The 24,509-nt window shown below is 68.3% G+C and carries 20 protein-coding genes; 6 read left to right on the top strand and 14 right to left on the bottom strand.

Going from position 1 to position 24,509, the window contains the following annotated elements:
- Nucleotides 1-64: 64 nt before the first annotated feature.
- The 8 genes from tuf to BZB76_RS06975 all read right to left on the bottom strand — a co-directional run bounded on the left by tuf (nucleotide 65) and on the right by BZB76_RS06975 (nucleotide 8,400).
- Nucleotides 65-1,258, bottom strand: a complete 1,194-nt coding sequence (gene tuf, locus BZB76_RS07010; RefSeq protein WP_121433530.1) for an elongation factor Tu — start codon at nucleotides 1,256-1,258, stop codon at nucleotides 65-67.
- A gap of 108 nt (nucleotides 1,259-1,366) precedes the next feature.
- Nucleotides 1,367-3,478: an elongation factor G gene (gene fusA / locus BZB76_RS07005; RefSeq protein ID WP_121433529.1), complete on the bottom strand. Its 2,112-nt coding sequence runs from the start codon at nucleotides 3,476-3,478 to the stop codon at nucleotides 1,367-1,369.
- Between the two features lie 39 nt (nucleotides 3,479-3,517).
- Nucleotides 3,518-3,988 carry a 30S ribosomal protein S7 gene (gene rpsG, locus BZB76_RS07000; protein ID WP_117398361.1) on the bottom strand — a complete coding sequence of 157 codons (471 nt, stop codon included), beginning with the start codon at nucleotides 3,986-3,988 and terminating at the stop codon, nucleotides 3,518-3,520.
- Nucleotides 3,988-4,362, bottom strand: a complete 375-nt coding sequence (rpsL, locus tag BZB76_RS06995; RefSeq protein WP_067889275.1) for a 30S ribosomal protein S12 — start codon at nucleotides 4,360-4,362, stop codon at nucleotides 3,988-3,990. Before rpsL ends, rpsG begins: the two co-directional genes overlap by 1 nt.
- A gap of 670 nt (nucleotides 4,363-5,032) precedes the next feature.
- The gene (locus BZB76_RS36320; RefSeq protein ID WP_121433528.1) at nucleotides 5,033-6,496 is read right to left on the bottom strand and encodes a hypothetical protein; all 1,464 of its coding nucleotides are present in this window, start codon (nucleotides 6,494-6,496) and stop codon (nucleotides 5,033-5,035) included.
- 158 nt (nucleotides 6,497-6,654) lie between these two features.
- Nucleotides 6,655-7,635 (bottom strand): aldo/keto reductase, encoded by a 981-nt coding sequence (locus BZB76_RS06985; RefSeq protein ID WP_121433527.1) that lies wholly within the window; start codon nucleotides 7,633-7,635, stop codon nucleotides 6,655-6,657.
- Nucleotides 7,636-7,736: 101 nt separating this feature from the next.
- Nucleotides 7,737-8,018 carry a helix-turn-helix domain-containing protein gene (locus BZB76_RS06980; RefSeq protein WP_121433526.1) on the bottom strand — a complete coding sequence of 94 codons (282 nt, stop codon included), beginning with the start codon at nucleotides 8,016-8,018 and terminating at the stop codon, nucleotides 7,737-7,739.
- A 16-nt stretch (nucleotides 8,019-8,034) separates the two neighbouring features.
- Nucleotides 8,035-8,400 carry a type II toxin-antitoxin system RelE/ParE family toxin gene (locus tag BZB76_RS06975; protein ID WP_121433525.1) on the bottom strand — a complete coding sequence of 122 codons (366 nt, stop codon included), beginning with the start codon at nucleotides 8,398-8,400 and terminating at the stop codon, nucleotides 8,035-8,037.
- Between the two features lie 66 nt (nucleotides 8,401-8,466).
- Here BZB76_RS06975 and BZB76_RS06970 point away from each other — a divergent pair, with 66 nt between their 5' ends.
- On the top strand, nucleotides 8,467-8,850 hold the full coding sequence (locus BZB76_RS06970) for an Lrp/AsnC family transcriptional regulator (protein WP_211342964.1): 384 nt from the start codon (nucleotides 8,467-8,469) through the stop codon (nucleotides 8,848-8,850).
- Nucleotides 8,851-8,858: 8 nt separating this feature from the next.
- Here BZB76_RS06970 and BZB76_RS06965 read toward each other — a convergent pair whose 3' ends face one another.
- On the bottom strand, nucleotides 8,859-11,582 hold the full coding sequence (locus BZB76_RS06965) for a hypothetical protein (RefSeq protein ID WP_121433524.1): 2,724 nt from the start codon (nucleotides 11,580-11,582) through the stop codon (nucleotides 8,859-8,861).
- 131 nt (nucleotides 11,583-11,713) lie between these two features.
- Here BZB76_RS06965 and BZB76_RS06960 point away from each other — a divergent pair, with 131 nt between their 5' ends.
- Entirely contained in the window at nucleotides 11,714-13,372 is a 1,659-nt protein-coding gene (locus BZB76_RS06960) for a hypothetical protein (RefSeq protein WP_121433523.1), read from the top strand.
- A 718-nt stretch (nucleotides 13,373-14,090) separates the two neighbouring features.
- Nucleotides 14,091-15,035, top strand: a complete 945-nt coding sequence (locus BZB76_RS06955; protein WP_121433522.1) for an ankyrin repeat domain-containing protein — start codon at nucleotides 14,091-14,093, stop codon at nucleotides 15,033-15,035.
- An 83-nt stretch (nucleotides 15,036-15,118) separates the two neighbouring features.
- Here the strand turns inward: BZB76_RS06955 and BZB76_RS06950 are convergent, their stop codons facing one another.
- The gene (locus tag BZB76_RS06950) at nucleotides 15,119-15,937 is read right to left on the bottom strand and encodes a DUF4253 domain-containing protein (RefSeq protein ID WP_121433521.1); all 819 of its coding nucleotides are present in this window, start codon (nucleotides 15,935-15,937) and stop codon (nucleotides 15,119-15,121) included.
- A 38-nt stretch (nucleotides 15,938-15,975) separates the two neighbouring features.
- Complete coding sequence (locus BZB76_RS06945) at nucleotides 15,976-16,995, bottom strand: DNA polymerase IV (RefSeq protein WP_121433520.1); 1,020 nt, start codon at nucleotides 16,993-16,995, stop codon at nucleotides 15,976-15,978.
- 47 nt (nucleotides 16,996-17,042) lie between these two features.
- Here BZB76_RS06945 and BZB76_RS06940 point away from each other — a divergent pair, with 47 nt between their 5' ends.
- Both BZB76_RS06940 and BZB76_RS06935 read left to right on the top strand, forming a co-directional pair.
- Entirely contained in the window at nucleotides 17,043-17,297 is a 255-nt protein-coding gene (locus BZB76_RS06940; RefSeq protein WP_121433519.1) for a DivIVA domain-containing protein, read from the top strand.
- 105 nt (nucleotides 17,298-17,402) lie between these two features.
- Nucleotides 17,403-18,122, top strand: a complete 720-nt coding sequence (locus BZB76_RS06935) for a tetratricopeptide repeat protein (RefSeq protein ID WP_121433518.1) — start codon at nucleotides 17,403-17,405, stop codon at nucleotides 18,120-18,122.
- Nucleotides 18,123-18,397: 275 nt separating this feature from the next.
- Here the strand turns inward: BZB76_RS06935 and BZB76_RS06930 are convergent, their stop codons facing one another.
- Nucleotides 18,398-18,934 carry a dihydrofolate reductase family protein gene (locus BZB76_RS06930; protein WP_121433517.1) on the bottom strand — a complete coding sequence of 179 codons (537 nt, stop codon included), beginning with the start codon at nucleotides 18,932-18,934 and terminating at the stop codon, nucleotides 18,398-18,400.
- Between the two features lie 212 nt (nucleotides 18,935-19,146).
- Between BZB76_RS06930 and BZB76_RS06925 the strand changes: the two genes are divergently transcribed.
- Nucleotides 19,147-19,650: a MarR family winged helix-turn-helix transcriptional regulator gene (locus BZB76_RS06925; RefSeq protein ID WP_121433516.1), complete on the top strand. Its 504-nt coding sequence runs from the start codon at nucleotides 19,147-19,149 to the stop codon at nucleotides 19,648-19,650.
- A gap of 548 nt (nucleotides 19,651-20,198) precedes the next feature.
- Here BZB76_RS06925 and BZB76_RS06915 read toward each other — a convergent pair.
- Both BZB76_RS06915 and BZB76_RS06910 read right to left on the bottom strand, forming a co-directional pair.
- The gene (locus tag BZB76_RS06915; RefSeq protein ID WP_147449358.1) at nucleotides 20,199-20,441 is read right to left on the bottom strand and encodes a hypothetical protein; all 243 of its coding nucleotides are present in this window, start codon (nucleotides 20,439-20,441) and stop codon (nucleotides 20,199-20,201) included.
- A 177-nt stretch (nucleotides 20,442-20,618) separates the two neighbouring features.
- Nucleotides 20,619-24,491 carry a DNA-directed RNA polymerase subunit beta' gene (locus BZB76_RS06910; RefSeq protein ID WP_121433514.1) on the bottom strand — a complete coding sequence of 1,291 codons (3,873 nt, stop codon included), beginning with the start codon at nucleotides 24,489-24,491 and terminating at the stop codon, nucleotides 20,619-20,621.
- Nucleotides 24,492-24,509 lie beyond the last annotated feature (18 nt).

Raw genomic sequence — 24,509 nt, 5'->3', positions numbered from 1 at the left:
CGCCACGCCGGTGCGTCGAAGCGGCGGCCCGCCTGGCGGCAGGGCCGCCGCTTCGTCGTGGGTGTTACTTGATGACCTTGGTGACGCGGCCCGCGCCGACCGTCCGGCCACCCTCACGGATGGCGAACTTCAGGCCCTCCTCCATGGCGACGGGCTGGATCAGCTCGACGCGCATCTCGGTGTTGTCGCCCGGCATGACCATCTCGGTGCCCTCGGGGAGGTGCACCACGCCGGTGACGTCCGTGGTCCGGAAGTAGAACTGCGGACGGTAGTTGTTGAAGAAGGGGGTGTGGCGGCCACCCTCGTCCTTGGACAGGATGTAGACCTGCGCCTCGAACTCGGTGTGCGGGGTGTTCGTGCCCGGCTTGATGACACACTGACCGCGCTCGACCTCCTCGCGCTTGATGCCGCGCAGGAGCAGGCCGACGTTGTCGCCCGCCTGGCCCTGGTCGAGGAGCTTGCGGAACATCTCGACACCGGTGACGGTGGTCGTCGTCGACTCCGACTTGATGCCGATGATGTCGACGGTCTCGTTGACGTTGATGACACCGCGCTCGATACGGCCGGTGACGACGGTGCCGCGACCGGTGATCGTGAAGACGTCCTCGATCGGCATCAGGAACGGCTTCTCGGTGTCACGCACCGGCTCCGGCACGTTCTGGTCGACGGCGTCCATCAGCTCGGTGATCGACGCGGCCCACTTCTCGTCGCCCTGGAGCGCCTGGAACGCGGACACGCGCACGACCGGCAGGTCGTCGCCCGGGAACTCGTACTCGGTGAGCAGCTCGCGGACCTCGAGCTCGACGAGCTCCAGGATCTCCTCGTCGTCCACCATGTCGCACTTGTTCAGCGCGACGACGATGTAGGGGACGCCGACCTGGCGGGCCAGGAGCACGTGCTCCTTGGTCTGCGGCATCGGGCCGTCGGTGGCCGCGACCACCAGGATGGCGCCGTCCATCTGCGCCGCACCGGTGATCATGTTCTTGATGTAGTCGGCGTGACCGGGACAGTCCACGTGCGCGTAGTGCCGGGCCTCGGTCTGGTACTCGACGTGCGCGATGGAGATGGTGATACCGCGCTCGCGCTCCTCCGGCGCCTTGTCGATGTCCTCGAACGGCGTGAAGGGGTTGAGGTCCGGGTACTTGTCGTGGAGCACCTTGGTGATCGCCGCGGTAAGCGTGGTCTTACCGTGGTCGATGTGTCCGATGGTGCCGATGTTCACGTGCGGCTTGGTCCGCTCGAACTTGGCCTTCGCCACTGGTTGCTCCTTGCTTCGATCCTCGGCCGTCTCGACGACCGTTGCGATGTACGTCTAGTGATCCTTGACAGGCCGGCGCTTACGGCTGATGAAGAACCGGCTTCCTCATCATTCGCCCCGCGCCTTGGCGACGATCTCCTGCGCGACGTTCGTCGGAACCTCGGCGTAGGAATCGAACTGCATGGTGAAGACGGCCCGGCCCTGGGTCTTGCTGCGCAGATCACCCACGTAGCCGAACATCTCGGACAGTGGCACGAGCGCCTTGATGACGCGCATGCCATGCCGCTCGTCCATGGACTGGACCTGACCGCGGCGGCTGTTGAGGTCGCCGATCACGTCGCCCATGTTGTCCTCGGGCGTGGTGACCTCGACCGCCATCATCGGCTCCAGCAGCGTCGGGGACGCCTTGCGGGCGGCCTCCTTGAACGCCATGGAACCGGCGACCTTGAACGCCATCTCCGACGAGTCGACCTCGTGGTAGGCGCCGTCCTGAAGGGTGACCTTGACGCCCACCATCGGGTAGCCGGCGAGGACACCGAACTCCGCGGCCTCCTGACAGCCCGCGTCGACCGACGGGATGTACTCCCGCGGGATGCGGCCACCGGTGACCTTGTTCTCGAACTCGTAGCCGTCGGACCCGCCGCCCAGCGGCTCCAGGTCGATGATCACGCGGCCGAACTGGCCGGAGCCACCCGTCTGCTTCTTGTGGGTGTACTCGACCTTCTCGACCTTGCGCTTGATCGTCTCGCGGTAGGCGACCTGCGGCTTGCCGACGTTGGCGTCGACCTTGAACTCGCGCTTCATCCGGTCGACGAGGATCTCCAGGTGGAGTTCGCCCATGCCGGAGATGACGGTCTGGCCGGTGTCCTCGTCCGTGCGGACCTGGAAGGACGGGTCCTCCTCGGCGAGCCGCTGGATCGCGGTGCCGAGCTTCTGCTGGTCGGCCTTGGTCTTCGGCTCGATCGCGACGTGGATGACCGGCGCCGGGAAGTTCATCGACTCCAGGACGATCGGGTCCTTGTCGTCGGCGAGCGTCTCACCGGTGGTGGTCTGCTTGAGGCCCATCACCGCGACGATGTCGCCGGCGCCCGCGCGCTCGATCTCGGTGCGCTTGTTGGCGTGCATCCGGTAGATCTTGCCGATGCGCTCCTTGCGCTCCTTGACGGAGTTCATCACGCTCGTGCCGGACTCCATGACACCGGAGTAGACGCGCACGAAGGTGAGCTTGCCCAGGTGCGGGTCGCTCGCGATCTTGAACGCCAGGGCGGAGAACGGCTCGTCCTCGCTCGGGCGGCGGGTCAGCACCTTCTCCTCGTCGCGGACGGCGTGGCCCTCGATGGCCTCCACGTCCAGCGGCGACGGCAGGTAGCGGACGATCGCGTCCAGCAGCGGCTGCACGCCCTTGTTCTTGAACGCCGTGCCGCACATGACCGGCGTCAGCTTGGCGGCGATCGTCGCGCGGCGGATGCCCGCGTGCAGCTGCTCCACGGTGGGCTCGTCGCCCTCCAGGTACAGCTCCATGATCTCGTCGTCGTTCTCGGCGAGGGTCTCGACCAGCTTGTCGTGCCACTCCCGCGCCGTCTCGGCGTGCGTGTCGGGGATGTCGAGCGTGTCGTACATCTCGCCGAGCTTGGCCTCTTCGTTCCAGACCAGGGCCTTCATCGTCACCAGGTCGATGACGCCCTTGAAGTCGGCCTCGGCGCCGATCGGCAGCTGCAGCGGCAGCGGCGTCGCGTTGAGCCGGTTCTCGATCATGTCGACGCAGCGGTGGAACTCCGCGCCGACCCGGTCGAGCTTGTTGACGAAGCACATGCGCGGAACGCCGTACCGGTCGGCCTGACGCCACACGGTCTCGGACTGCGGCTCCACGCCGGCGACGCCGTCGAACACCGCGACGGCACCGTCGAGCACCCGCAGGTTGCGCTCCACCTCGATGGTGAAGTCGACGTGACCCGGGGTGTCGATGATGTTGATGGTGTGCTTGACGTCGTCGACCGACCATTCGCAGGTGGTGGCGGCGGAGGTGATGGTGATCCCGCGCTCCTGCTCCTGCTCCATCCAGTCCATGGTCGCGGCGCCGTCATGGACCTCGCCGATCTTGTAGCTCATCCCCGTGTAGTACAGGATGCGCTCGGTCGTCGTGGTCTTGCCAGCGTCGATATGGGCCATGATCCCGATGTTGCGGACCTTGGCCAGGTCTACACCGGTTTTGGTAGCCACTTTCGTCCTCGCGTCGTCTCGTCGTTGCAGTTCGCCGGGTTACCAGCGGTAGTGGGCGAATGCCTTGTTGGACTCCGCCATCTTGTGGGTGTCCTCGCGCTTCTTCACCGAGGCGCCGAGGCCGTTGCTCGCGTCGAGCAGCTCGTTCATCAGCCGCTCGGTCATGGTCTTCTCACGGCGCTGCCGGGCGTACAGCACCAGCCAGCGCAGGGCCAGGGTGGTGCTGCGGGCGGGCCGCACCTCGACGGGCACCTGGTAGGTCGCGCCACCGACACGGCGGCTGCGGACCTCCAGGGTGGGCTTGACGTTGTCGAGCGCGCGCTTCAGCGTGACGACCGGGTCGTTGCCGGTCTTCTCACGGGCGCCCTCCAGGGCGTCGTACACGATGTTCTGCGCGATCGAACGCTTGCCGTCCAGGAGAACCTTGTTGATGAGCGCGGTGACCAGCGGCGAGTTGTACACCGGGTCAGCGATGAGCTGGCGCTTGCCAGCGGGGCCCTTACGCGGCATCAGCCCTTCTCCTTCTTCGCGCCGTAGTGGCTGCGGCCTTGCTTGCGGTTCCGGACGCCCTGGGTGTCCAGCGTGCCGCGAATGATCTTGTACCGGACCCCGGGGAGGTCCTTCACACGGCCGCCGCGCACGAGCACGATCGAGTGCTCCTGCAGGTTGTGACCGACGCCGGGGATGTAGGCCGTGACCTCGATCCCGCTCGACAGCCGGACACGGGCGACCTTGCGAAGCGCGGAGTTCGGCTTCTTGGGCGTCGTCGTGTAGACGCGCGTGCAGACACCCCGGCGCTGGGGGCTGCCCTTGAGCGCGGGCGTCTTGTTCTTGGTCACCTTGTCCTGGCGGCCCTTGCGGACCAGCTGCTGGATCGTGGGCACCGCGTCTCCGTCTTCCTCGTACCGAGCCGGTAAGTCTGAAATTGCTGCAATCACCACCTCACACGAGGCTGTGACCTGCCGGTTTCCCGACCTCTCCGACCCACGCGGTCGGGCGTGTCGCCGCCACACGGAAAAACAACCGCGTGAAACCGACACAGACCGCCCGGCCCGTAAATGGGGCCGACTCAAGCCGGGGAGCGAGCCTCTTTCATCCGGCGCACCCGGACGGCACGGAGCCACCGAGCCCGCTGAGGATGAGAAAGTCTCATTGATGCGGCGCTGGGGCTGACCTGACGGCCTCGCCGACGCACACGCACAGCGGCCCGCACGCCGCGGGCACAAGTGAAGAGGTTACCGACCCATAAGCGAAAGTGCAAAGTTGGTTGGCAGCGTTGGCTGGCAGCCCACTCCTCCTTCGGGCGCAGAGCGCCCTCCATCGTCGTGAACTGCGTGCGATCGCTGGCATCGCTTCGGCTCGCCTAGCGGCGCGCTGCGCGATCAGGTTCTCGCTTCGCTCGCAACCTGCCTTCGGACGCGATCGCAGTGGCCCAGGTTGTCGCGGGGTTGCGGTGCCGGTTGCGGTCGGCGCTTTATGGGGTGCTGGTCTACGCATTGTGTCCCACGTCCTCCCTGTTGGGAAGACGTGGGACAGGTTTTACGTCGTCTCCTACTAGCGGAGGAAGGCCAGGTAGACGATGGCCAGGACGACCACTACGGCGACGATCGCTCCGACGATGAGGAGAAGCTTGCTCTTGCCGCCACCGGCCTCATCGGCGCCGCCGCCGTAGACGGGCTGCTGCTGACCGTAGGCCTGCGGCTGGCCGTACTGGCCTTGCTGGCCCTGCTGTCCTTGTTGGGCGGGCTGGCCGTATTCGCCCTGTTGGCCGTACTGGCCGGGCTGGCCGTAGGACTGCTGGCCCTGCTGGTCGGACGGCTGGCCGTACTGCTGTTGCTGGCCATAGCCCTGCTGCTGGCCGGGCTGGCCGTAACCCTGCTGCCCTTGCTGGTCGGACGGCTGGCCGTACTGCTGTTGCTGGCCGTACTGCTGCTGGCCGTAGCCCTGCTGCTGGGGCTGCTGTTGTTGCTGCTGTTGGCCCCACTGCTGCTGGCCGATGTCCAGCCGGGTGTGCTCCGGCATTTCCTGCTCGGCGGGACGGGCGCCCTGAGCGGCGGACTGGTGGAACACCTCGGTCGCGCGGGCGTCCTCCGTGCCGGGGGTGCGGTAGGCGTCCTCGGTGGTGGCGCGGTAGGCGTCCTCGGTCGTGGCGGGCGGCTGGGAGGACGCGCCGAAGCCGGAGTCGGGCGGCGGCACCATCATCGTCCGGTCGTTGTCCAGGGGCCCCTGCCCCTGCTGGGACGACTCCGGAGTCCACGGTTCGGGGGTGGCCGGCGGTGTCGGCGCCTGCCACGGCTCCGCCGGCGGCTCCTGCCTGCGCTCGGGGCCGGTGGCGACCGGGATGTCGGTGCCCGGTGACCAGTGCAGTGTGGCCTGGTCGTCCACCACGGGACGCTGCTGCTCCGGCGCCGGGGTCTCGGCGGTCGGGCCGGGGACGATCAGCGTACGGTCCGACAGGGCGTCCTGCGGCGGCTGCTCGGCGGGCGGCTCCTGACCACCGAACGCGCCCTGGCCGAACTGCTGCTGCGGCTCCTGGGGCGCGCCGTGCATCGGCTGCTGCGGATACGCGGGCGGCTGCTGGTTGGGCGGCTGCTGGTTGTAGGCGGGCGGCTCCGGCTGCTGCCCGTAGCCGGGCTGCGGCGGGCCGTACTGCTGCTGCTCCTGCGGCGGTGGGAAGCCGCCGGGGCCGGGAGGCGCACCGTACGGCAGCTGCCCGGCGGGCGGCCCGTACTGCTGCTGCTCCTGGGGAGCGCCGTACTGCTGCTGCGGCGGCGGCGGAGGCTGCTCGCCGTACTGCTGCATCGGCTGCTCGACCATCGTGGGAGGCGGCGGAGGCGGCGCCTGCCGCTCCTCCTCACGCGGCTCCTGCGGTGCGCCGCCGAGCTGCGGCGCCCCGAAAACCACGGTGCGGTCGCCCATCGGCCGGGCGGGAGGCTCCTGCGGCTCCGGCGGCGTGGGCCGCCCCTCGTCCTCCGGCAACGGCCGCCGCGGTCCCTGCGTACCGTCGTTCTCGGTCATCGTCGGGCTCCTTCAGCGCCGTCGTCCCCTCGACCATGCGTGGGCGTACTCGTCCCCAGCCTGCCCCGATCGCCCGCGCAATCGCAAATCACCACCCTGAATAGACGCCGAACACCCCCGGCGCGTTCCTGCTCCGGGGGTGTTCCACACCACGTTCGTCAGGAGTGCCCGCGAATGGGATGCGGCCTGTACGGCGCCTCCAGCCTCGCGACCTCCTTCTCGTCCAACTCCAGGCGTTCGGCGGCGACCGCGTCCTCGATATGAGTGAGTTTCGTCGCTCCGACGATCGGTGCCGTCATTCCGGGCCTGCCGAGCAGCCACGCGAGCGCGATTTGCGCCGGGGGGACGCCCCTTTCGCCGGCGACTTCCCGGACCGCGTCGACGACGTCGAAGTCGTCGTCGGTGTAGAGGCTGTCGCCGTAGGCGTCGTTCTGGGACCGGAGGGTCCTGCGCTCACCGCCGCGATCCCGGTTTCCGGCGAGCACCCCGCGGGCCAGCGGACTCCACGGAAGGAGACCCACGCCCTGGTCGAGACACAGCGGGATCATCTCCCGCTCCTCTTCGCGGTAGATGAGGTTGTAGTGGTTCTGCATGGTGACGAACTTCGTCCAGCCGCCCAGTTCCGCGACATGCTGCGCCTTGGCGAACTGCCACGCGAACATGCTGGACGCGCCGATGTACCGGGCCTTGCCCGACTTCACGACGTCGTGGAGAGCTTCGAGGGTCTCCTCAATCGGTGTCTCGTAGTCCCAACGGTGGATCTGGTAGAGGTCGACGTAGTCGGTGCCGAGCCGCTTCAGCGAGGCGTCGATGCTGGCCATGATGTGTTTGCGCGACAGGCCCCGGTCGTTCGGCCCCGATCCCATGGGGAGGCAAACCTTGGTGGCGAGGACATAGTCGTCCCGCCGTGTGAAGAGCTTCCGGAGCAGACTGCCGGTGATCTCTTCGCTCACACCGTTCGAGTACACGTCGGCGGTGTCGAAGAACGTCACCCCCGCTTCGGCGGCCCGCCGGACGATCGGTTCGGCGGCGTCCTCGTCGAGCGCCCACGCCCGTGAGGCCTTGTCGCCGTAGCTCATCATGCCAAGGCAGATGCGGGAGACCCTCATCCCCGTCGTGCCGAGACGTACCTGTTCCATGAAGCGGCTCCTTTCAACGTTCTCCACGTTGCAACGACACACCCACAATGGCCAACTCATTTGCGGCGGGTACCGGCACCTGCCGCAGGAGCCGCCCGTGGTCAGGCCGCACGTGGGATGAAGCTCACCTCAAGCGTCGCATCCAGCGCATGAGCCAACCGATCAAGAACCCGAATCGTCGGCTCCGCCCCGCCCGCTTCCAGCCGGGACAGCTGTGACTGTGTCATCCCGCTCCGGCGTGCCAGTTCGACCTGCGTCAGGCCGAGCTCCAGCCGCCGCTCCCGGACCGCCTTGCCCAACTCATAGGCATAGCGAGCCGCCTGGTACTCCTCACTGCCGCGATCCTCATCGGTGATCACCAATCTGGAGTGTTCGTCGCTCATACCAGCTCCCGACGTCCTACTGATCACTGCGATCGTAGATCTCAAGCGCAGGGCAGTGCTCTGCCTCGCACAGCTTCTTGGCCCGCTTCGCCCGGTCGACCTCCGCCGTCTCCACAGACCGCGTCTTGCGGAAGACCGTCAGCAACACCACACGCCGACCGGGCGCCAGCCAGTAGGTGATCCGCGTCGCCTGCCGCCCCAGATAGAAGCGCAGTTCCCGAACGCCTTCGCCAAGGTGCCGCGAGTACGGCTCGCCCAGCGTTTCCGCGTTGTCCGCCAGTAAGTCGGCATAGAACATCACGTGCCGGTACTCGCCCAGCGACAGCTCGCTCAACCAAGCCCGGACCTCGGGTTCCATCTCGAGCTCGAATCTGGATGCCATAGCATAGACGCTATATTCATTAGATGCTATCAGGTCGCCGGTTCGACGAAACGGCGGGGACGGCGGGTGACGTTGGCGGACCTGGGGCGCCGGGTCGCGCTCTCCGCGCCGGCCGTGGCCGAGCGCGTCCAGCGCCTGGAGGAGACCGGGGTCATCACGGGCTACCACGCGACCGTCGACCCGGTGGCGCTCGGTTACCCGATCAGCGTGCTCGTGCGGGTCAGCCCGAGCCCGCGGGAGCTGAGCCGGATCCCCAAGATCGCCGACGAGATCCCGCAGATCGTCGAGTGCCACCGCATCACGGGTGACGACTGTTTCTTCTTCATCGCCCACCTGCGCGCGGTGGACGAGCTCGAACCGATCCTTGACCGTTTCACCCCGTACGCCAGGACGACGACGTCCGTTCTGCAGTCGGCTCCCGTTCCTCGGCGGGCGCTGCCTCTCGACTGAGCGGGACGTCAGAGTTGCCGGCCGGTCTTGGGGTCGTATTCGACCTCTACGGCGACCACCTGGTCGGTGGGGAGCACCTCTGTCCACTGGTCGAAGATCTGGTAGGGCTCGGCGGGGCGGAAGCCGCCCGCCAAGGGGTCGAAGCCGGTTTCGAAGACCTCCTCGGTGGCGAGGGTGTTGGCCACCTCGGTGTTGGCGCGTTGGAGTTCGGCGGCGAGTAGGGCCAGCACCTCGCCGACCTTCTTGCCCTCGTACTCGGGCGGGTCGCCGGGCTGGAACTTGTAGGGCAGTCCGAGTGCCGCCTGGCCTTCCACCTCGGCGAGCCAGGCGACGGCGGCGACCTCGTGGCCGGGGCGGATCGGCAGGATGGCCTTGGCCCATGCGGCGTTCAGGAACTGGTTGCGGCGCTCGTCGCCGTCGATCTGGATGAGCCAGCCGAGCGAGCTGCCCAGCGGGGCGGGCTGGGTCTCCTCGGTGATGAGGTAGTCGAGGCGCCACTCGGGGGTGGGCCGTCCCTGCGGGTCGAGCGTGTTGGTCCGGTCGGTGTGGGTGTACCAGCTCGCCACCGTCTCGCCGGCCAGCGGTGTCGCCTGGTCGGCGGACCAGGGTGCCGGGGGGACGGGGTAGCGGCCGACGCTGCCCGCGCCGGGTTCCGAGACGATGCCGCCCGGACGCCAGAAGTCGGGGGCGACGAAGTACAGCATCTCGTCCACGTCGAAGAGCTGCCGGATGATCTCGGCGCCGAGATGCTCGTCGGTGCCGACGCCGAGCCGGCGGACCAGGCTGCCGAACACCGTCTGGCGTTCCTCGCTGCGCAGGTCACCGGCCGGACGCGGACGCATCGAGCTGACCTTCCTCAGCCGGGTGCGGATCGCGTTGCCGTACGCCTCGACCTGGAGCTGCGCCACCTGTTCGGCATAGGCCTCCGCGGCCTCCCTGTTGGCCTTCTCGACGGCCGCGACGGCGTCGGGTGTGGGGACGTAGATGATGGACGCGTCGACCGGGAGGGATTTGCGTCCCTGGAAGTTGGCGTGGGTGAGGCGGAGCCCGAGGGTGTTCTTGGTCGGGTCCGGGTTCCTCTCCATCGACAGGTCGGAGGCCTTGTCGGTCCACTGGACCTGCGCGCCCTTGAAGTCGATCGAGGCCAGGCCGCCGACCTGGTAGCCGGGCGGTGGGGGCGGCAGGGGGAGGTCGAAGCGGAACTGGATGATGTCGTCCTCGCCGACGGTGCTCTTGTTGATCCCGTGATCGCGGTTGTCCGATGACGTCTTGTAGGTGAGTTCCGCCTCGTCGTCACCGCCCTGGATCAACACGAACGGCACCGACAGCGGGTAGGTGATCTTCTGTTCCTGGGGGATCGGCTTGGGTTCCGGCTTGGGGACGCCGGTCAGGTCGGGCGCGGCGACGACGTCCACGAGGTCACCGAGGCCGAGGATGCGGCCGGGCCGGTCGATGTAGACCTGCCAGCACAGGCGGGCGCCGATGTGCTGCAACTGCACCCCGACCTTGCGCATCTTGCGGCGCAGCTCGTAGTTCACGAGTTCGTCGGTGGTGTTCTGCACGACGTAGCGGCGGCTGGTGGTGTCGGTCGTCTCGGTCACCGTGCGGAAGGTGGTCTTGAAGTTCCGCTTGATCTCGCTGGTGGCCTTGGAACTCTGCGTGCGGGTCTGCTTGTGCGTCTCCTCCGACGACCTCTTGGCGGAGCTGCCCACGCTGAAACTGGCGGTGACCTCGCCGTGGTAGATCGGCGCGTTCACGCCGCCGGTGGCGCTGAGCCCGAGCTTGGTGTCGTTGGCGTTCTCTTCCTTGACGGCGTCGGCGATGTCGTCCTGTTCGGTGAGGCTCTCCTCGACCTTGCGCGAGGTCTCCTCCGTCTGTTCGGAGGCCTTCTCCACGAGCGTGCGCCGGGTGCTGGTCTCCACCACCTCCACCGTCCCGCCCGGACTGATCCACAGGTGCCCGGCGGGCGCGCCGAGGAAGGTGTCGAACTCGAAGAAGTACTGGCGGAAGAGGTTCACCAGGCCCACCGGGGACAGGACGCCCTGCGCGACGGCGGCGTCGACGCGTCCGGCGAGGGCCGCCAGTTCGGCGAGGGCGTCGTCGGTCAGCTCGCGGGCGGCGTCCCCGGCGAACAGGTCGCGGCGCAGCCCAGGGATCCCGTGGGCGGCGCCGCTCCGGAAGGCGCGCAGCGAGTTCTCCACGCCGAACCAGCCGGCCAGCGGCTGGTAGACGCCGAACATCTCGCTCGCGTACGGGAGTGTTCCGGCGAACTCGCCCACCGGACGGCCGTTGAACGTTCCCGGGACGCGTGTCGCCGGGGCGGTCAGCACCTGGACGGGCAGTTCGGTCCCGCCCGGGGTCACGGCGAACGGCAGCGGCGTCGGCGGTTGCCCGTCCGGCAGCCTCACCAGCAGCATCTCGCAGGTGGACTCCCCGGCCGGGGCGACGAACGAGATCGTCCCGCCGCCGGCGCTGCCGGTGACCCGGCCGACGTACTGGCGGCTGGTGTCCGGGTCGCGCCGCAGGAAGGTTCCGGCGAGCTGCGGGACGCCCGGGTACCGGTTCGGGTCCTGGACGTCCATGTCGTGGGGCAGGCCGAGCGCGATGCGCTGGTTCGCGGGCAGGCCACCGGGCGGGGAGGCCTCGACCCGGTACGACCAGACCCGGTATCCGGATCCGGTGTGCGGTGCCGGTAACGCGGTCTTGCCCGTGAACGAGACGACCAGTGCCATGAGATCCCCCTCGTCGGTGCGAACTCGCCGAGCTGGGCCAAATGTCGCACGCCGCCACCATGATCACAATAAGTGACCATTTGTGGTCGCAAAGTAGCGAGAAGAACTCCCGAAATGCCTAGGCTCGGGGAATGGCGGTCAACTACATCGTCTCGGTCGGCGACGTCAACGGACGGCCGCTCCCCGCGGCGCGGGTGCGGCTCGGGCCCGCGACCGGACTCACCGACCCGGCGGGCCGCTTCACCGCGAGCCTCGACCTCGACCCCGCCCAGCAGGTGACCCTGGAGGTGGACGACGCGCACCACGTGCCGGAACGCTGCGTCTTCCTGGGCCTGCCCGGGTCGTCCGACTGGGACAACGCGCTGGTCGCCCCGACCCGCAGCGGCGCCGACGTGCTGCTGGCGGTGACGCTGGGCCGGATGGACACCAGCCCCACCCGGAACCTGTCCGCCGAGGAGCGCGCCGCACTCATGAAGACCCGGGGCCGTGATCCGGGCGGCGCGCTGCTGTTCGACGTTCCCCGATTTGCCGGAATACGCGGATATGACGGGCACTGGAACGACAAACACGCCATGCACGTGCCACGCAGGCAGTTACTGCCGTCCACGCCCGTGGCACCGGGCACACCCGGATGGGGACGTTTCCAGAGCGACATGGCCGACGCGGACCCGGCGGCCTTCGGCCGGTTCTTCTGGCTGGAGTACCCGGCGCGACCGAGCCGTCCGCGCTGGGTCGTCGCGGTGTGGTCGCCGAACCTCCCGGACGAGAAACCGCCCGCATCGCTGGACTACATCGTCTTCTACAGCCCGCACACCCAGAAATCGAACTTCGCCGAGGTGACCTACCCGTACGGGCTGGCCAAGGACGGGCCGTCACAGACCTACCTGGACCTGGCCAAGCGCTACATGCTCGACACCTACTACTTCGTCTACTCGATGATCGCGCAGCGCAGCCGCGCCGTCCTGGTCATGCCGATCTCCGACTTCGGCGACCTGGGGCCGTTCACCCGCGGCGAGGGCCTCTACCGCGCGCTTCGCGAGGTCGGCCTGTTCCTGCACCGACAATGCCGGACGAGTCGGCTCGGGCTGCGTCCGCCGCGTCCACCCAACGTTCTGGAGCTGGCCGGACCGAACCTGCGCGTCAACACGCCGTCCATCGCGGCGGACTCCTTCGGCCCGGTGCCCACGGTCGGCAAGGTGGCCGTCGGCGGGTTCAGCACCGGCATCTCACCGGTCAAGGGGCTCATGCCCGAATCGGGCTTCACGGTGTCGACCAGGAACACCCCGTTCGACTCCAGCCTGTGGGGCGTCCCACCGGGCGGCGGCACGATCCCCCTGTCGAGCTGGCGGAACTCCTGGCACGAGCTGTGGGACCTGGACGGCTTCCACCCCGACACCGGCGGTTGGCCCGCCTATCTCGACCTGCTACTGCGGTGGGCACGTGAGAACGAGGCCCGCGCCGTCCGGACGTACCACTCCTCCGACCGGGTGCCACCGGACCCACTGACCCACCCGCACAAGGTGTGGAAGTACCTGACGGGCAGCGGCCTGGACGTCAAGGTCACCCTGCCCGCGGTCGCGGGAATCGGACGCGCCCAACAACTCCAGAACGCCCGATGGACCAGCGTCACCATGGACGAGACCTACCAACGCGACGGCGCCCACGAACGACCGCCCCTGATCGACGCCGCGACCGACCCCCGTCACCCCGACACCCACCACACCAGCCCCCGCGTCGCCTTCCCCCTGTTCCTCCAACTGACCACCCTGGGACGCCCCCCACGCCCCTGAACCGCGCCACGTCCGGTCAAACGAGAAACGCGCCACCGCCCAGCGGGCCCCGAACGGCACCCCGCGCACAAGACGCCGATCGACCACGGCAACGCGGTCCACATCGCTGTCGAGGGCGGTCGCTCGATGACCACGGAGGCCACGCGCCTGCCTCCGGCGCGCCCATGCCGTCAAGGCGTACGCAGGCGTGCGACGAGTGCGGCACGTCCGGTCAGGACAAGGGACGCGAACACCGCCCAGCGAGCCCCGAACGGCACCCTCGCGCACCAGACGCCGACCGACCACGGCAACGCGGTCCACATCGCCGTCGAGGGCGGTCGCTCGATGACCACGGAGGCCACGCGCCTGCCTCCGGCGCGCCCATGCCGTCAAGGCGTACGCAGGCGTGCGACGAGTGCGGCACGTCCGGTCAGGACAAGGGACGCGAACACCGCCCAGCGGGCCCCGAACGGCACCCTCGCGCGCCAGACGCCGACCGACCACGGCCGCGGGACACATCGTCGACCTCTCCCAGGTCACCGTTGCCGTTCCTATCGCCGGGGGCGAGGAGGGCGAGCCGGTGGCCCGTGATCAGTGTGATTCGGCTGCCGTACTCCGGTGCCGTCGGGGTTCGACTTCGGCACGTCCGGCCGGCCGAGTCGGCGTTGGCTCGGGTTCGGAATGTCCTACCCCCATGGCACGGTCAAGATCAGGTTTCTGCTTTCAGGGAGGAATGGGCATGGCGGGAACAGCGGCGGATTGGTCCGGTATGTATCACGGTGACCTGACCGATCTGGAGAAGATCCGGCAGCGTCTGGACGCCGGAGCCGACCCGGTCGGGGAGTTATGGGGCTATGGCACCCCGCTGCACGAGGCCGCGAAGGAAGGCTCGGCCGAGGTCGTGTCCGAACTGGCGCGCCGCGCCCATGATGTCGACGCCCTCTGCGACAACCGCAGCGCCCTGTGGAACGCCGTCTTTCACCGCCGCGCCGACAACGTCTCGGCGCTGCTGGAGCAGGGGGCCGACCCGTGGCGGCCGATGATGGACGGCTGGTCGCCGGGCAGGCTGGGCCAGGTGGGGCCGTTCGACTTCGGCGCGGCTCCCGAAGGGCATCGGCTCACCGAGGAGGAGCGGGGCCTGGCCGAGTCGGGTCCGGAGCTGGCTCGAATGCTCTCCGACCTCTACTACGACGGCTTCTCGCTGACCTGCGTGGCGAATGTGACGGCCACCGAGGCCGTGCGGCGCCTGGACAATGACGGGCTCATCGTCGTGGACGGTCGCGTCCCGTGGCACGACCTGCCCTTCTGCTACGAACTGGACATCATCGGTGTCACCGACGTCCCCGGCGGGTGCGTCCTCGCCCAACCGTGGGCGTACCGGGCCAATGACTTCGACATGATCGAAGCCGTGACAGCGGGGACGTTCGCCTACGGCATGTACGCCAACCCCAAGAGCGGAAACCAGGGGTGCGTCGCCGAGGACGGCCGGATACCGAGATGGGACCTGCACCCCGGCTACGACCCGGCCTCGGACGCCACCGCCCGCGACGTCCTGGCCGCCTACGCCTCGTGCCGCAAAGCGATCGTGCACTGCATGGTGTACGCGGGCCTGCGTCCCGAGACGGCCGACTGTCTGGAACACCCTGACGTCTGGCTTCGGCTCGGCAAGCGCACCGGCGGGTGATGGCGCCATGCGCTGTTCATGGCAGTGCGTGGTGCTGTTTCGGCAGAGTGGTGTGATGACCTCGGCGAGTGGCAGCGGTTAGTTCAGTCCCACCAGAAGGACCATTGGTTCACGCGGAGGATGTCCTCCGCGTACCTGCGCAGCGTGCCCGCGCCCTGCTGGATGTTGTCGGGGCAGAAGACGAAGTGCTCGGCGGCCACGCGCAAGGCGTGCTCCATGGTCACCGGCGGCGCGGCCACGCTCAGGTCCAGGGTGTCGAACCCGACCCGGACGACCCGGGCTCCGAAGCGGTCCTCCCAGCCGCGCAGGATCGCGGACATGGCGGCGATCTTCATCCCGCTGTTGACCGGGCCGCACCAGCCCAGCACCGTCAGGGTGTCGGCGCCACGGGACGCCGCGACCAGACCGATGCGCGTCTTCTCGTCTTTGCGGGATCCGGCTAGCCAGTCGGCGAGGGCGTCCGGGGCGTCCATGAGCTCACCGGGTTCGGCGAGTCCGGGACAGGTGCGGCGGAACGGTTCGAGGTCCTTGTAGTCGTACTCGGAATCCGCCGCGACCCACCCGGTCCACCGTGTCCGCATCAACTCGGCCGGGTCGTACCCATCGATGTCGGTCACCGCCCCCGGGGTGACTTCTCCCACGACCCATGGTCGATCCGGGTCGGCGTACGTGCTGTTCACCGGGTCCAGGAGCAGTGGCCACAGCCCCGAGGTGGGGTGCTCTTCCAGCAGGCTGCTCCACAGTTCCGCGGAGGCCGGGGTGTCGCTCAGCCAGTAGACGGGACGCTCGGCGGGCGGATCGCCTTCTGCGACCTTGGGCCACACGAGGCGGCCGGGTGGAAGTTGGGTCGTGAGAGTGCGCTCGTCCCCGCCGTCCGGGAACAGAGCCGAAAGCTCGGTCATGGCGAGGATGCTGGCAGGTGGGTCGGACGGTTCGGGCGTCAACGTTCGAACTCGACGCGGACGCCGACGAGCCGGACGGGTCGCCGTCCGCTGAAGGCGTCCAGTGCGGCGAGGGCGCCCTCCTCGATCCGGTCCGCGTCGACGGTCGGCGCGTCCAGGGTCTTCCCGTGGGTCCGGGTGGTGAACGGCGCGTACCGGATCTTGACGATGACGCGGACGATCGGTCTGCCGTCGTCGGCGACGTCGTCGGCGACCCGCCGCGCCGACCGGGCCACCGCGGCACGGACGTCCGTCCAGTCGGCCAGGTCGGCCTGGAACGTGGTCTCCCGACCACGTGAGCGCGGGACGTACGGCGCGTCGCTCACCGGCGAGTCGTCCCGGCCCTGCGCGAGCCGTACGAGCCACGGACCGGTCGCGGGACCGAACTCCTCGGCGAGCGCCCGTGGATCGGCGGCGGCCAGGTCGCCGACGGTGACGAGTCCCAGCCCGCCGAGCCGCCTGGCGGTCTTGGCTCCGATGCCCCAGAGCGCGTCCACCGGCCGGTCGCCGAGCACCTCGAACCAGGTCTCCGGCGTCAACGTGAAGACCCCGGCGGGTTTACCGAAGCCGGTGGCGAGCTTCGCCTGAAGCTTGTTCCGTCCGATGCCGACCGTGCAGTCGAGGCCGGTCGCCGCCCGCACCCGGTCGCGGATCTCGTCGGCCATCGCCTCCGGGTCGCCGTCGACGGCCAGGAACGCCTCGTCCCATCCGAGCACCTCGACCACGGCGCCGAGGCTTCGCAACGTCGCCATGACCTGGGCCGACGCGGCCTCGTACAGGTCCCTGTCCACGGGCAGGAACACCGCGTCCGGGCAGCGCCGTACGGCGGTGCGCAGCGGCAGCCCGGAATGGACGCCGTGGGCGCGCGCCTCGTACGAGGCCGTGCTCACCACACCGCGCTTCGTCGGATCGCCATCCCCGCCGACGACGACGGGCCGTCCACGTAGTTCCGGACGGCGCAGCACCTCGACCGCTGCGATGAACTGGTCCAGGTCGACATGCAGGACCCAAGCAGGCACACCTCCATCACACTGCCGATGGCGGACCCCGCTGCTAGGTTGCCGTCATGATCTCGCAAAGACTCGGCCCCGAACGGGTAGCGCAGTTGCAGGCGTTCGAGTCCGGCTCTCCCCCGCCCTTCCGCATCAAGATGAGGGGTTACGATCGCCACCAGGTCGAGAACTATCTCCGCGGCATCGCCGAACTGGTCGGCGCCGAGAACCCCGCGCTGGAGCCCGCGACCTTCGACGTCGTGATACGCGGCTACGACCCCAAACAGGTGGACGCCTTTCTCGCCCCACTCCGGCTACCACGGAACTGAGCGCCAGGCTCCCGGCCCCGCCATTCCACACCTTTCCCGGCATACCTCCCCACAGCATGGAACAATTATCGTTTTCGTGACCGATGTGGGATACGGGGGCAGGACATGAGCGACGATTCCGACACTCGACGCGAGGCCGGATACGCCATGAGCCATGGGATCTGGCTTGAGAAGGCGGGCGACGTCGAAGGGGCACGGGAGTCCTACGAACGCGCCATCGCGCTCGGCCGGCCGGACACCGCCCCCATGGCCACCGTCAACCTCGGCATTCTCCTGGCCGAGAACGGCGACCCGGACGGCGCGCTGGCCGCACTGCGACAGGCCGCCGACTCGGACCATCCCGACGCCGCCCCCATGGCCGCGCTCAACATGTCGATGCTCCTCCACAAGCGGGGAGACCTGGACGCCGCTCGCGCCGCCCTCCAACGCGCCATCGACTCGGGCCACCCCGGTTTCGTGCCGGAGGCGGCCTTCGCCCTCGGGAGTCTGCTGTTCGACCAGGGCGATCTGGAGGGGGCGCACGAGGCCTATCAGCGCGTCATCGACTCCGGGTCCGCCGAACTCGCCCCTCAGGCGGCCTTCAACCTCGGGGTCCAGTTGAAACGTCAGGGAAGATTCGCGGAAGCACGGACCGCCTACGAGTACGCCATCAATTCCGGCCACCGGGAATCGGCCCCCATGGCGGCCGTCAACCTCGGGGTCCTCCTCACCCAGGAAGGCGACATCGAGGCGGCGCGAGCGGCGTACGAGCAGGCCGTCCACTTCAACCATCCGGAGATATCCGCGCACGCCCGCAATATGCTCGCCGACCTCCCCAAAACCTGAAGTCCCACAAATGTGCCACATGACGGCACGCCGGAGCTGACGGTGCGCGCCGCTGGCGTGTGGAGTCGACTTTCGTGTCCCGCCCACCATGGGCGGATCTGTTAGGTGAGTGCGTCGTCCGAACCGCTCCTGGAGATTCCCATGCGAGGTGACTGGCCTTCGCTGGGTACCGCGCACCACCCTCAGCCTGAGTCCCTGGTCAGCGAACCACTGTGGGGTCGGGCGCCACGCGACACGGCCGCAGGACGCTCTCCTGCGGCCGTGTTTCCCCGGGGTCAGGCATCCGGGGTGTAGATCTGGTTCGTCACGCCGGTGGTGAAGGTTTCGGACGAGGCCAGCTTCAGCTTGACGTTGGCGAGGTCGTCGCACCACCGGGCGCCTTTGCCGAGGACGATGGGGTGGACGAAGAGCTGCAACTGGTCCAGCAGACCGGTCTTGAGCAGGGACTGCACGAGGGTGAGGCTGCCTGTCACGGCGATGTCCTTGCCTTCGGTGGACTTGAGGGCCGCCAGCTTCGCGGGCACGTCACCGCTGATGATCTCGGTGTTGTGCCAGGCGGCCTCCGTCAGCGTGTTGGTGACCACGTACTTCTTCTGGTTGTTCATGAAGTCGGCGAAGTCGTCCTCGCTGGTGGGCCAGTACGCGGCGAACTGCTCGTACTGGACGCGGCCGAGCAGCATCGCGTCGGAGTCGGCCATGGCGGCGCCGACGGCGTTGCCCATCTCGTCGTTGAAGTACGGGAAGTGCCAGGTGTCGGGCGCCTCGGCCACGCCGTCCAGCGACACGAACAGGCTCGCGATGATCTTACGCATCAGACCTCCCAAGGTCGATGATCCCCTGGCCGGACAGCCGGGGCGGAGACGAGCGTTGGAACGTTCCTCGCGCTCGCCGCGAATGGACGTGTGGAATCAGGTCGCCCGATGGAGGCGGCGTTCCTGAAGGACGGACCGGTGACGGACCATCCGGTAGTTCGATGGGTAGATAGTACGACGCCAAACTACTTGTGGTCAAATAGTATGGAGGTATGCGCACTCCGGATGAGGTTGACAGCGTGATCGAACAGTGGGGCCGGGAGCGGCCCGACCTGGACCTGTGGCCCGTCGAGGTGCTCGGACGGGTGACCCGGTTCGCCGCGATCATGAACCGCTCGTTCAACGAGGTGTTCGCCCGCCATGGTCTCCGGAACGGAGAGTTCGACGTGCTGGCGGCCATCCGCAGGTCCGGGCCGCCCTACACGGTGACACCCTCGGTGCTCTCCGCACAGCTGATGCTGTCCCGAGCGGGCATGACCAACCGCCTCGACCGCCTCGACCGCGCCGGTCTGATCGAGCGCAGGCTGGACCCCGACGACCGTCGAAGTTTCCTGGTCACACTGACCGAGCGGGGGATGTCCACCGTCGACGCGGCCATGACCGACCACGCCGCGAACGAAGCAGGGCTGCTGTCCTCGCTCTCCGACCGCCAGCAACGGCAGCTCGACGACGTGATGTACGCCCTGCTGCAGTCATTGCGCGACAGAAAGCCCTGAGCACCGCGGCGACCGGTGTCCACGGCAAGCCCTCCGCCACGCGGGCGCGCGGGCGCGCGATCGGCGCCCTGGCTTCCTCCCCTCCTGGAGAGGGATTTCACAGCTCGCCCTCGTGGTCATCTTCGGGACGTTGGTGAACGAAGCCGGGCAGCCCTTTGACGGGCACACAGGCTTTCTGCACACGGATCACACTGTGAGTTCGACCATTAGTAGTACCACGGGAAACGCGAAGCGGAGCAGTGGACGAGACGGTCCTCCCCGACGTCCGACGGGCAGACGGAACTCGGTGGAGCCGAAGGCGCCCATGGTGCCGCTGGACGCCTCGCACGGCTGCGCCGGAATGCCGAGCCGCTCAAAGATCCGCGTGTAGGCGCCGATCGGGTCGCGCTTCTCCAGAACCGCGGCCCGGCCCCTCGGCGACCTCCTCTGTGCCAGAGGCCAGCCGCGTCGCCTCACCCGCCAACACCCGCTGCCCGACGAGACACGGCTTCAGAAAGAGGACGGAGCGAGGGCTCTCGGCCCGTACGAGGCGGCCATGCTGCGCGGGCTCAGGCGAAGGCGCGGCACTCCACCGTGGCGCGACGTTCGGTCATGCCCTGCTGGACGGCCGTGGTCACGCATGCGCGCTGCTTCTCGGTCAGTTGGGGCTGGCCGCACTCGGTGACGCCGGAGTAGGTGCGGCAGTCCTGGCGCGGGGCCGGTTCCTGGGACGACGCGGCGGCGGACGCGCCGCCCACCCCACCGAATCCGAGGACTCCGACGATCAATGCCCCGGTCATGACCCGCTTCATGCTGTTCTCCCCCGTCGCGTACATCGTAACGAGGGAGTACCTCCCCGGACGAAGCACAGCAAAACCCGGCAAAACGGTAAAAAACGGAGCATATGGCCAGGTCAAGCGGGTGTGTTCCGCCGGGCATGCGGAAGGCCGCTCCCCGGAACCCGGGAAGCGGCCTTCGCAATGTCGGTCTTACCGGTTGTACTGGCCGAAGTCGTACTCCTCCAGCGGGACGGCCTCGCCGGAGCCCTGACCGAAGGCGTACTCGGCGCCGTCGTCGTAGGAGCCGACGGAGTACACCGCCGCCTTCGCCTCCTCGGTCGGCTCCACCCGGACGTTGCGGTACTGCGGCATGCCGGTACCGGCCGGGATGAGCTTACCGATGATGACGTTCTCCTTGAGGCCGAGCAGCGGGTCGCTCTTGGCGTGCATCGCGGCCTCGGTGAGAACGCGGGTCGTCTCCTGGAAGGACGCCGCCGACAGCCACGACTCGGTCGCGAGCGAGGCCTTGGTGATGCCCATCAGGACGGGACGGCCCGCGGCGGGCGTGCCGCCCTCGGCGACCACGTTGCGGTTGCGCTCCTCGAAGATCGGACGCTCGACCAGGTCGCCGGGCAGCAGCTCGGTGTCACCCGACTCGAGGATGTTCACCCGCTTCAGCATCTGCCGAACGATGATCTCGATGTGCTTGTCGTGGATCGACACACCCTGCGACCGGTACACCTCCTGGACCTCCTGGACCAGGTGGAGCTGCACGGCGCGGGGCCCGAGGATGCGCAGCACCTCGTGCGGGTTGATGGCACCCGCGATGAGCTGCTGGCCGACCCCGACGGGCTCGCCCTCCTTGACCAGGAGCCGGGACCGCATCGGCACCGGGTAGGCGATCTCGTCGGAACCGTCGTCCGGGACGATGACGACCTTACGGGCCTTCTCCGTCTCGTCGATCTTGACGCGTCCGGCGACCTCGCTGATCGGGGCGACACCCTTGGGGATGCGGGCCTCGAACAGCTCGGTGACACGCGGCAGACCGTGCGTGATGTCGCCACCGGCCACACCACCGGTGTGGAAGGTGCGCATCGTCAGCTGCGTGCCGGGCTCACCGATGGACTGCGCGGCGATGATGCCGACGGCCTCACCGACGTCCACCCGCTTGCCGGTGGCCAGGGAACGGCCGTAGCAGGCGGCGCAGACACCGATCTTGGCCTCGCAGACCAGCGGGCTGCGGGTGCGGACGCGGTCCACACCGGCCTCCAGCAGCCGGGTCACGACCGTGTCGGACAGGTCGGTGTCGGCCGGGAAGATGACCGTCCCGTCGACGACGACGTCCTCGGCGATGGTGCGGCCGGTCAGGCTGGTCTCCGTGGTGGCCAGCTTGACCAGGGTGCCGTCGGCGAGCTTGTCGGCGACCTCGAACGGGATCGTGCGGTCCGTGCCGCAGTCCTCCTCGCGGACGATGACGTCCTGCGCGACGTCCACCAGACGCCGGGTCAGGTAACCCGAGTCGGCGGTGCGCAGCGCGGTGTCGGCGAGACCCTTCCGGGCGCCGTGCGTCGAGATGAAGTACTCGACGACCGACAGGCCCTCGCGGAACGACGACTTGATCGGACGCGGGATCGTCTCGCCCTTCGGGTTGGAGACGAGGCCGCGCATACCGGCGATCTGGCGGAGCTGGAGCGGGTTGCCTCGGGCACCCGACTGGATCATCATCCAGATCGGGTTGTCCTTCGGGAACGCCCGCTCCATGTCCACCGCGACGTCCGCGGTGGCCTTGTTCCAGATCTCGATGAGCTCCTGCTTGCGCTCATCGTCGGTGATCAGGCCGCGGTTGAACTCCCGCTGCACCTTCTCGGCGCGCTGCTCGTAACCGCCGAGGATCTCCTGCTTGCTCGGCGGCGTGATGACGTCGTCGATCGCGATCGTGACACCGGACCTGGTCGCCCAGTGGAAACCGGTGCTCTTCAGCGCGTCCAGAGCGTTCGCGACCTGGACCTTCGGATAGGTCTCCGCCAGCTCGTTGACGATCGCCGACAGCTGCTTCTTGCCGATCTCGTCGTCCACGAACGGGAAGTCGTCGGGCAGCGTCTCGTTGAACATGGCGCGGCCGAGCGTGGTCTCCAGCCGGTACGGACGGCCCGGCTCGTACCCTTCGGGCGCGATCCAGTCCCGCGGCGGCGGAACGTCCTTCAGCCGGACGTGGATCTTCGCCTGAAGGTCCAGCTCACCCCGGTCATAGGCCATGATCGCCTCGGCGACCGAGGAGAACGAGCGGCCCTCGCCGAGCGCCCCGTCCTTCTGCGTCGTCAGCCAGTACAGGCCGATCACCATGTCCTGGGTGGGCATGGTGACGGGCTTGCCGTCCGACGGCTTCAGGATGTTGTTCGTCGACAGCATCAGGATGCGCGCCTCGGCCTGCGCCTCGGCGGACAGCGGCAGGTGCACGGCCATCTGGTCGCCGTCGAAGTCCGCGTTGAACGCGGTGCAGACGAGCGGGTGGATCTGGATGGCCTTGCCCTCGACCAGCTGCGGCTCGAACGCCTGGATGCCGAGACGGTGCAGGGTCGGCGCCCGGTTCAGCAGCACCGGGTGCTCGGTGATGACCTCTTCGAGGACGTCCCACACCACCGGGCGGGCGCGCTCGACCATGCGCTTGGCGGACTTGATGTTCTGCGCGTGGTTGAGGTCGACGAGCCGCTTCATCACGAACGGCTTGAACAGCTCCAGCGCCATCTGCTTCGGCAGACCGCACTGGTGCAGCTTCAGCTGCGGGCCGACGACGATGACCGAACGGCCCGAGTAGTCGACGCGCTTGCCCAGCAGGTTCTGGCGGAAGCGGCCCTGCTTGCCCTTCAGCATGTCCGACAGGGACTTGAGCGGACGGTTGCCCGGCCCGGTGACCGGACGGCCGCGGCGGCCGTTGTCGAACAGCGCGTCGACGGCCTCCTGCAGCATCCGCTTCTCGTTGTTCACGATGATCTCGGGCGCGCCGAGGTCGAGCAGCCGCTTGAGCCGGTTGTTCCGGTTGATGACACGGCGGTACAGGTCGTTCAGGTCGGACGTCGCGAAACGGCCGCCGTCGAGCTGCACCATCGGACGCAGGTCCGGCGGAATGACCGGAATGCAGTCCAGCACCATGCCGAGCGGGCTGTTGCGGGTGTTGAGGAACGCCGAGACGACCTTGAGGCGCTTCAGCGCGCGGGCCTTCTTCTGGCCCTTGCCGGTGCGGATGATGTCGCGCAGCTTCTCGGCCTCGGCGTCGAGGTCGAAGTTCTGCAGCCGGGCCTGGATGGCCGCGGCGCCCATGCCGCCCTCGAAGTACTTGCCGAACCGGTCGCGCATCTCGCGGTAGAGCAGCTCGTCGCCCTCAAGGTCCTGGACCTTGAGGTTCTTGAAGCGGCTCCACACCTCGTCGAGGCGGTCGAGTTCGCGCTGCGCGCGGTCGCGCAGCTGCTTCATCTCACGCTCGGCGCCGTCACGGACCTTGCGCTTCTGGTCGGCCTTCGCTCCGGCCTCCTCCAGCTCCGCCAGGTCGCCCTCCAGCTTCTGCTGGCGGGCCTCGACCTGCGCGTCGCGGGCCTGCTCGATCTGCTGGCGCTCCACGGAGATGTGGGCCTCCAGCGTCGGCAGGTCACGGTCGCGCCGCTCGGCGTCCACGCTGGTGATCATGTAGGCCGCGAAGTAGATGATCTTTTCGAGATCCTTCGGGGCCAGGTCCAGCAGGTAGCCGAGCCGGGACGGGACGCCCTTGAAGTACCAGATGTGCGTGACCGGCGCGGCCAGCTCGATGTGGCCCATCCGCTCACGGCGCACCTTGGCGCGGGTCACCTCGACGCCGCAGCGCTCACAGATGATGCCCTTGAACCGGACGCGCTTGTACTTGCCGCAGTAGCACTCCCAGTCGCGGGTCGGGCCGAAGATCTTCTCGCAGAAGAGCCCGTCCTTCTCCGGCTTCAGGGTGCGGTAGTTGATCGTCTCCGGCTTCTTGACCTCGCCGTGCGACCACTGGCGAATGTCGTCAGCGGTCGCCAGGCCGATGCGTAGCTCGTCGAAGAAGTTGACGTCAAGCAACAGATTTCCCCTTGAGTT

Source organism: Actinomadura pelletieri DSM 43383, from assembly GCF_003634705.1.
GTDB lineage: Bacteria > Actinomycetota > Actinomycetes > Streptosporangiales > Streptosporangiaceae > Spirillospora > Spirillospora pelletieri.
Note: the sequence above shows the minus strand (reverse complement) of the source record. Positions and strands in the feature narration are given on the sequence as shown.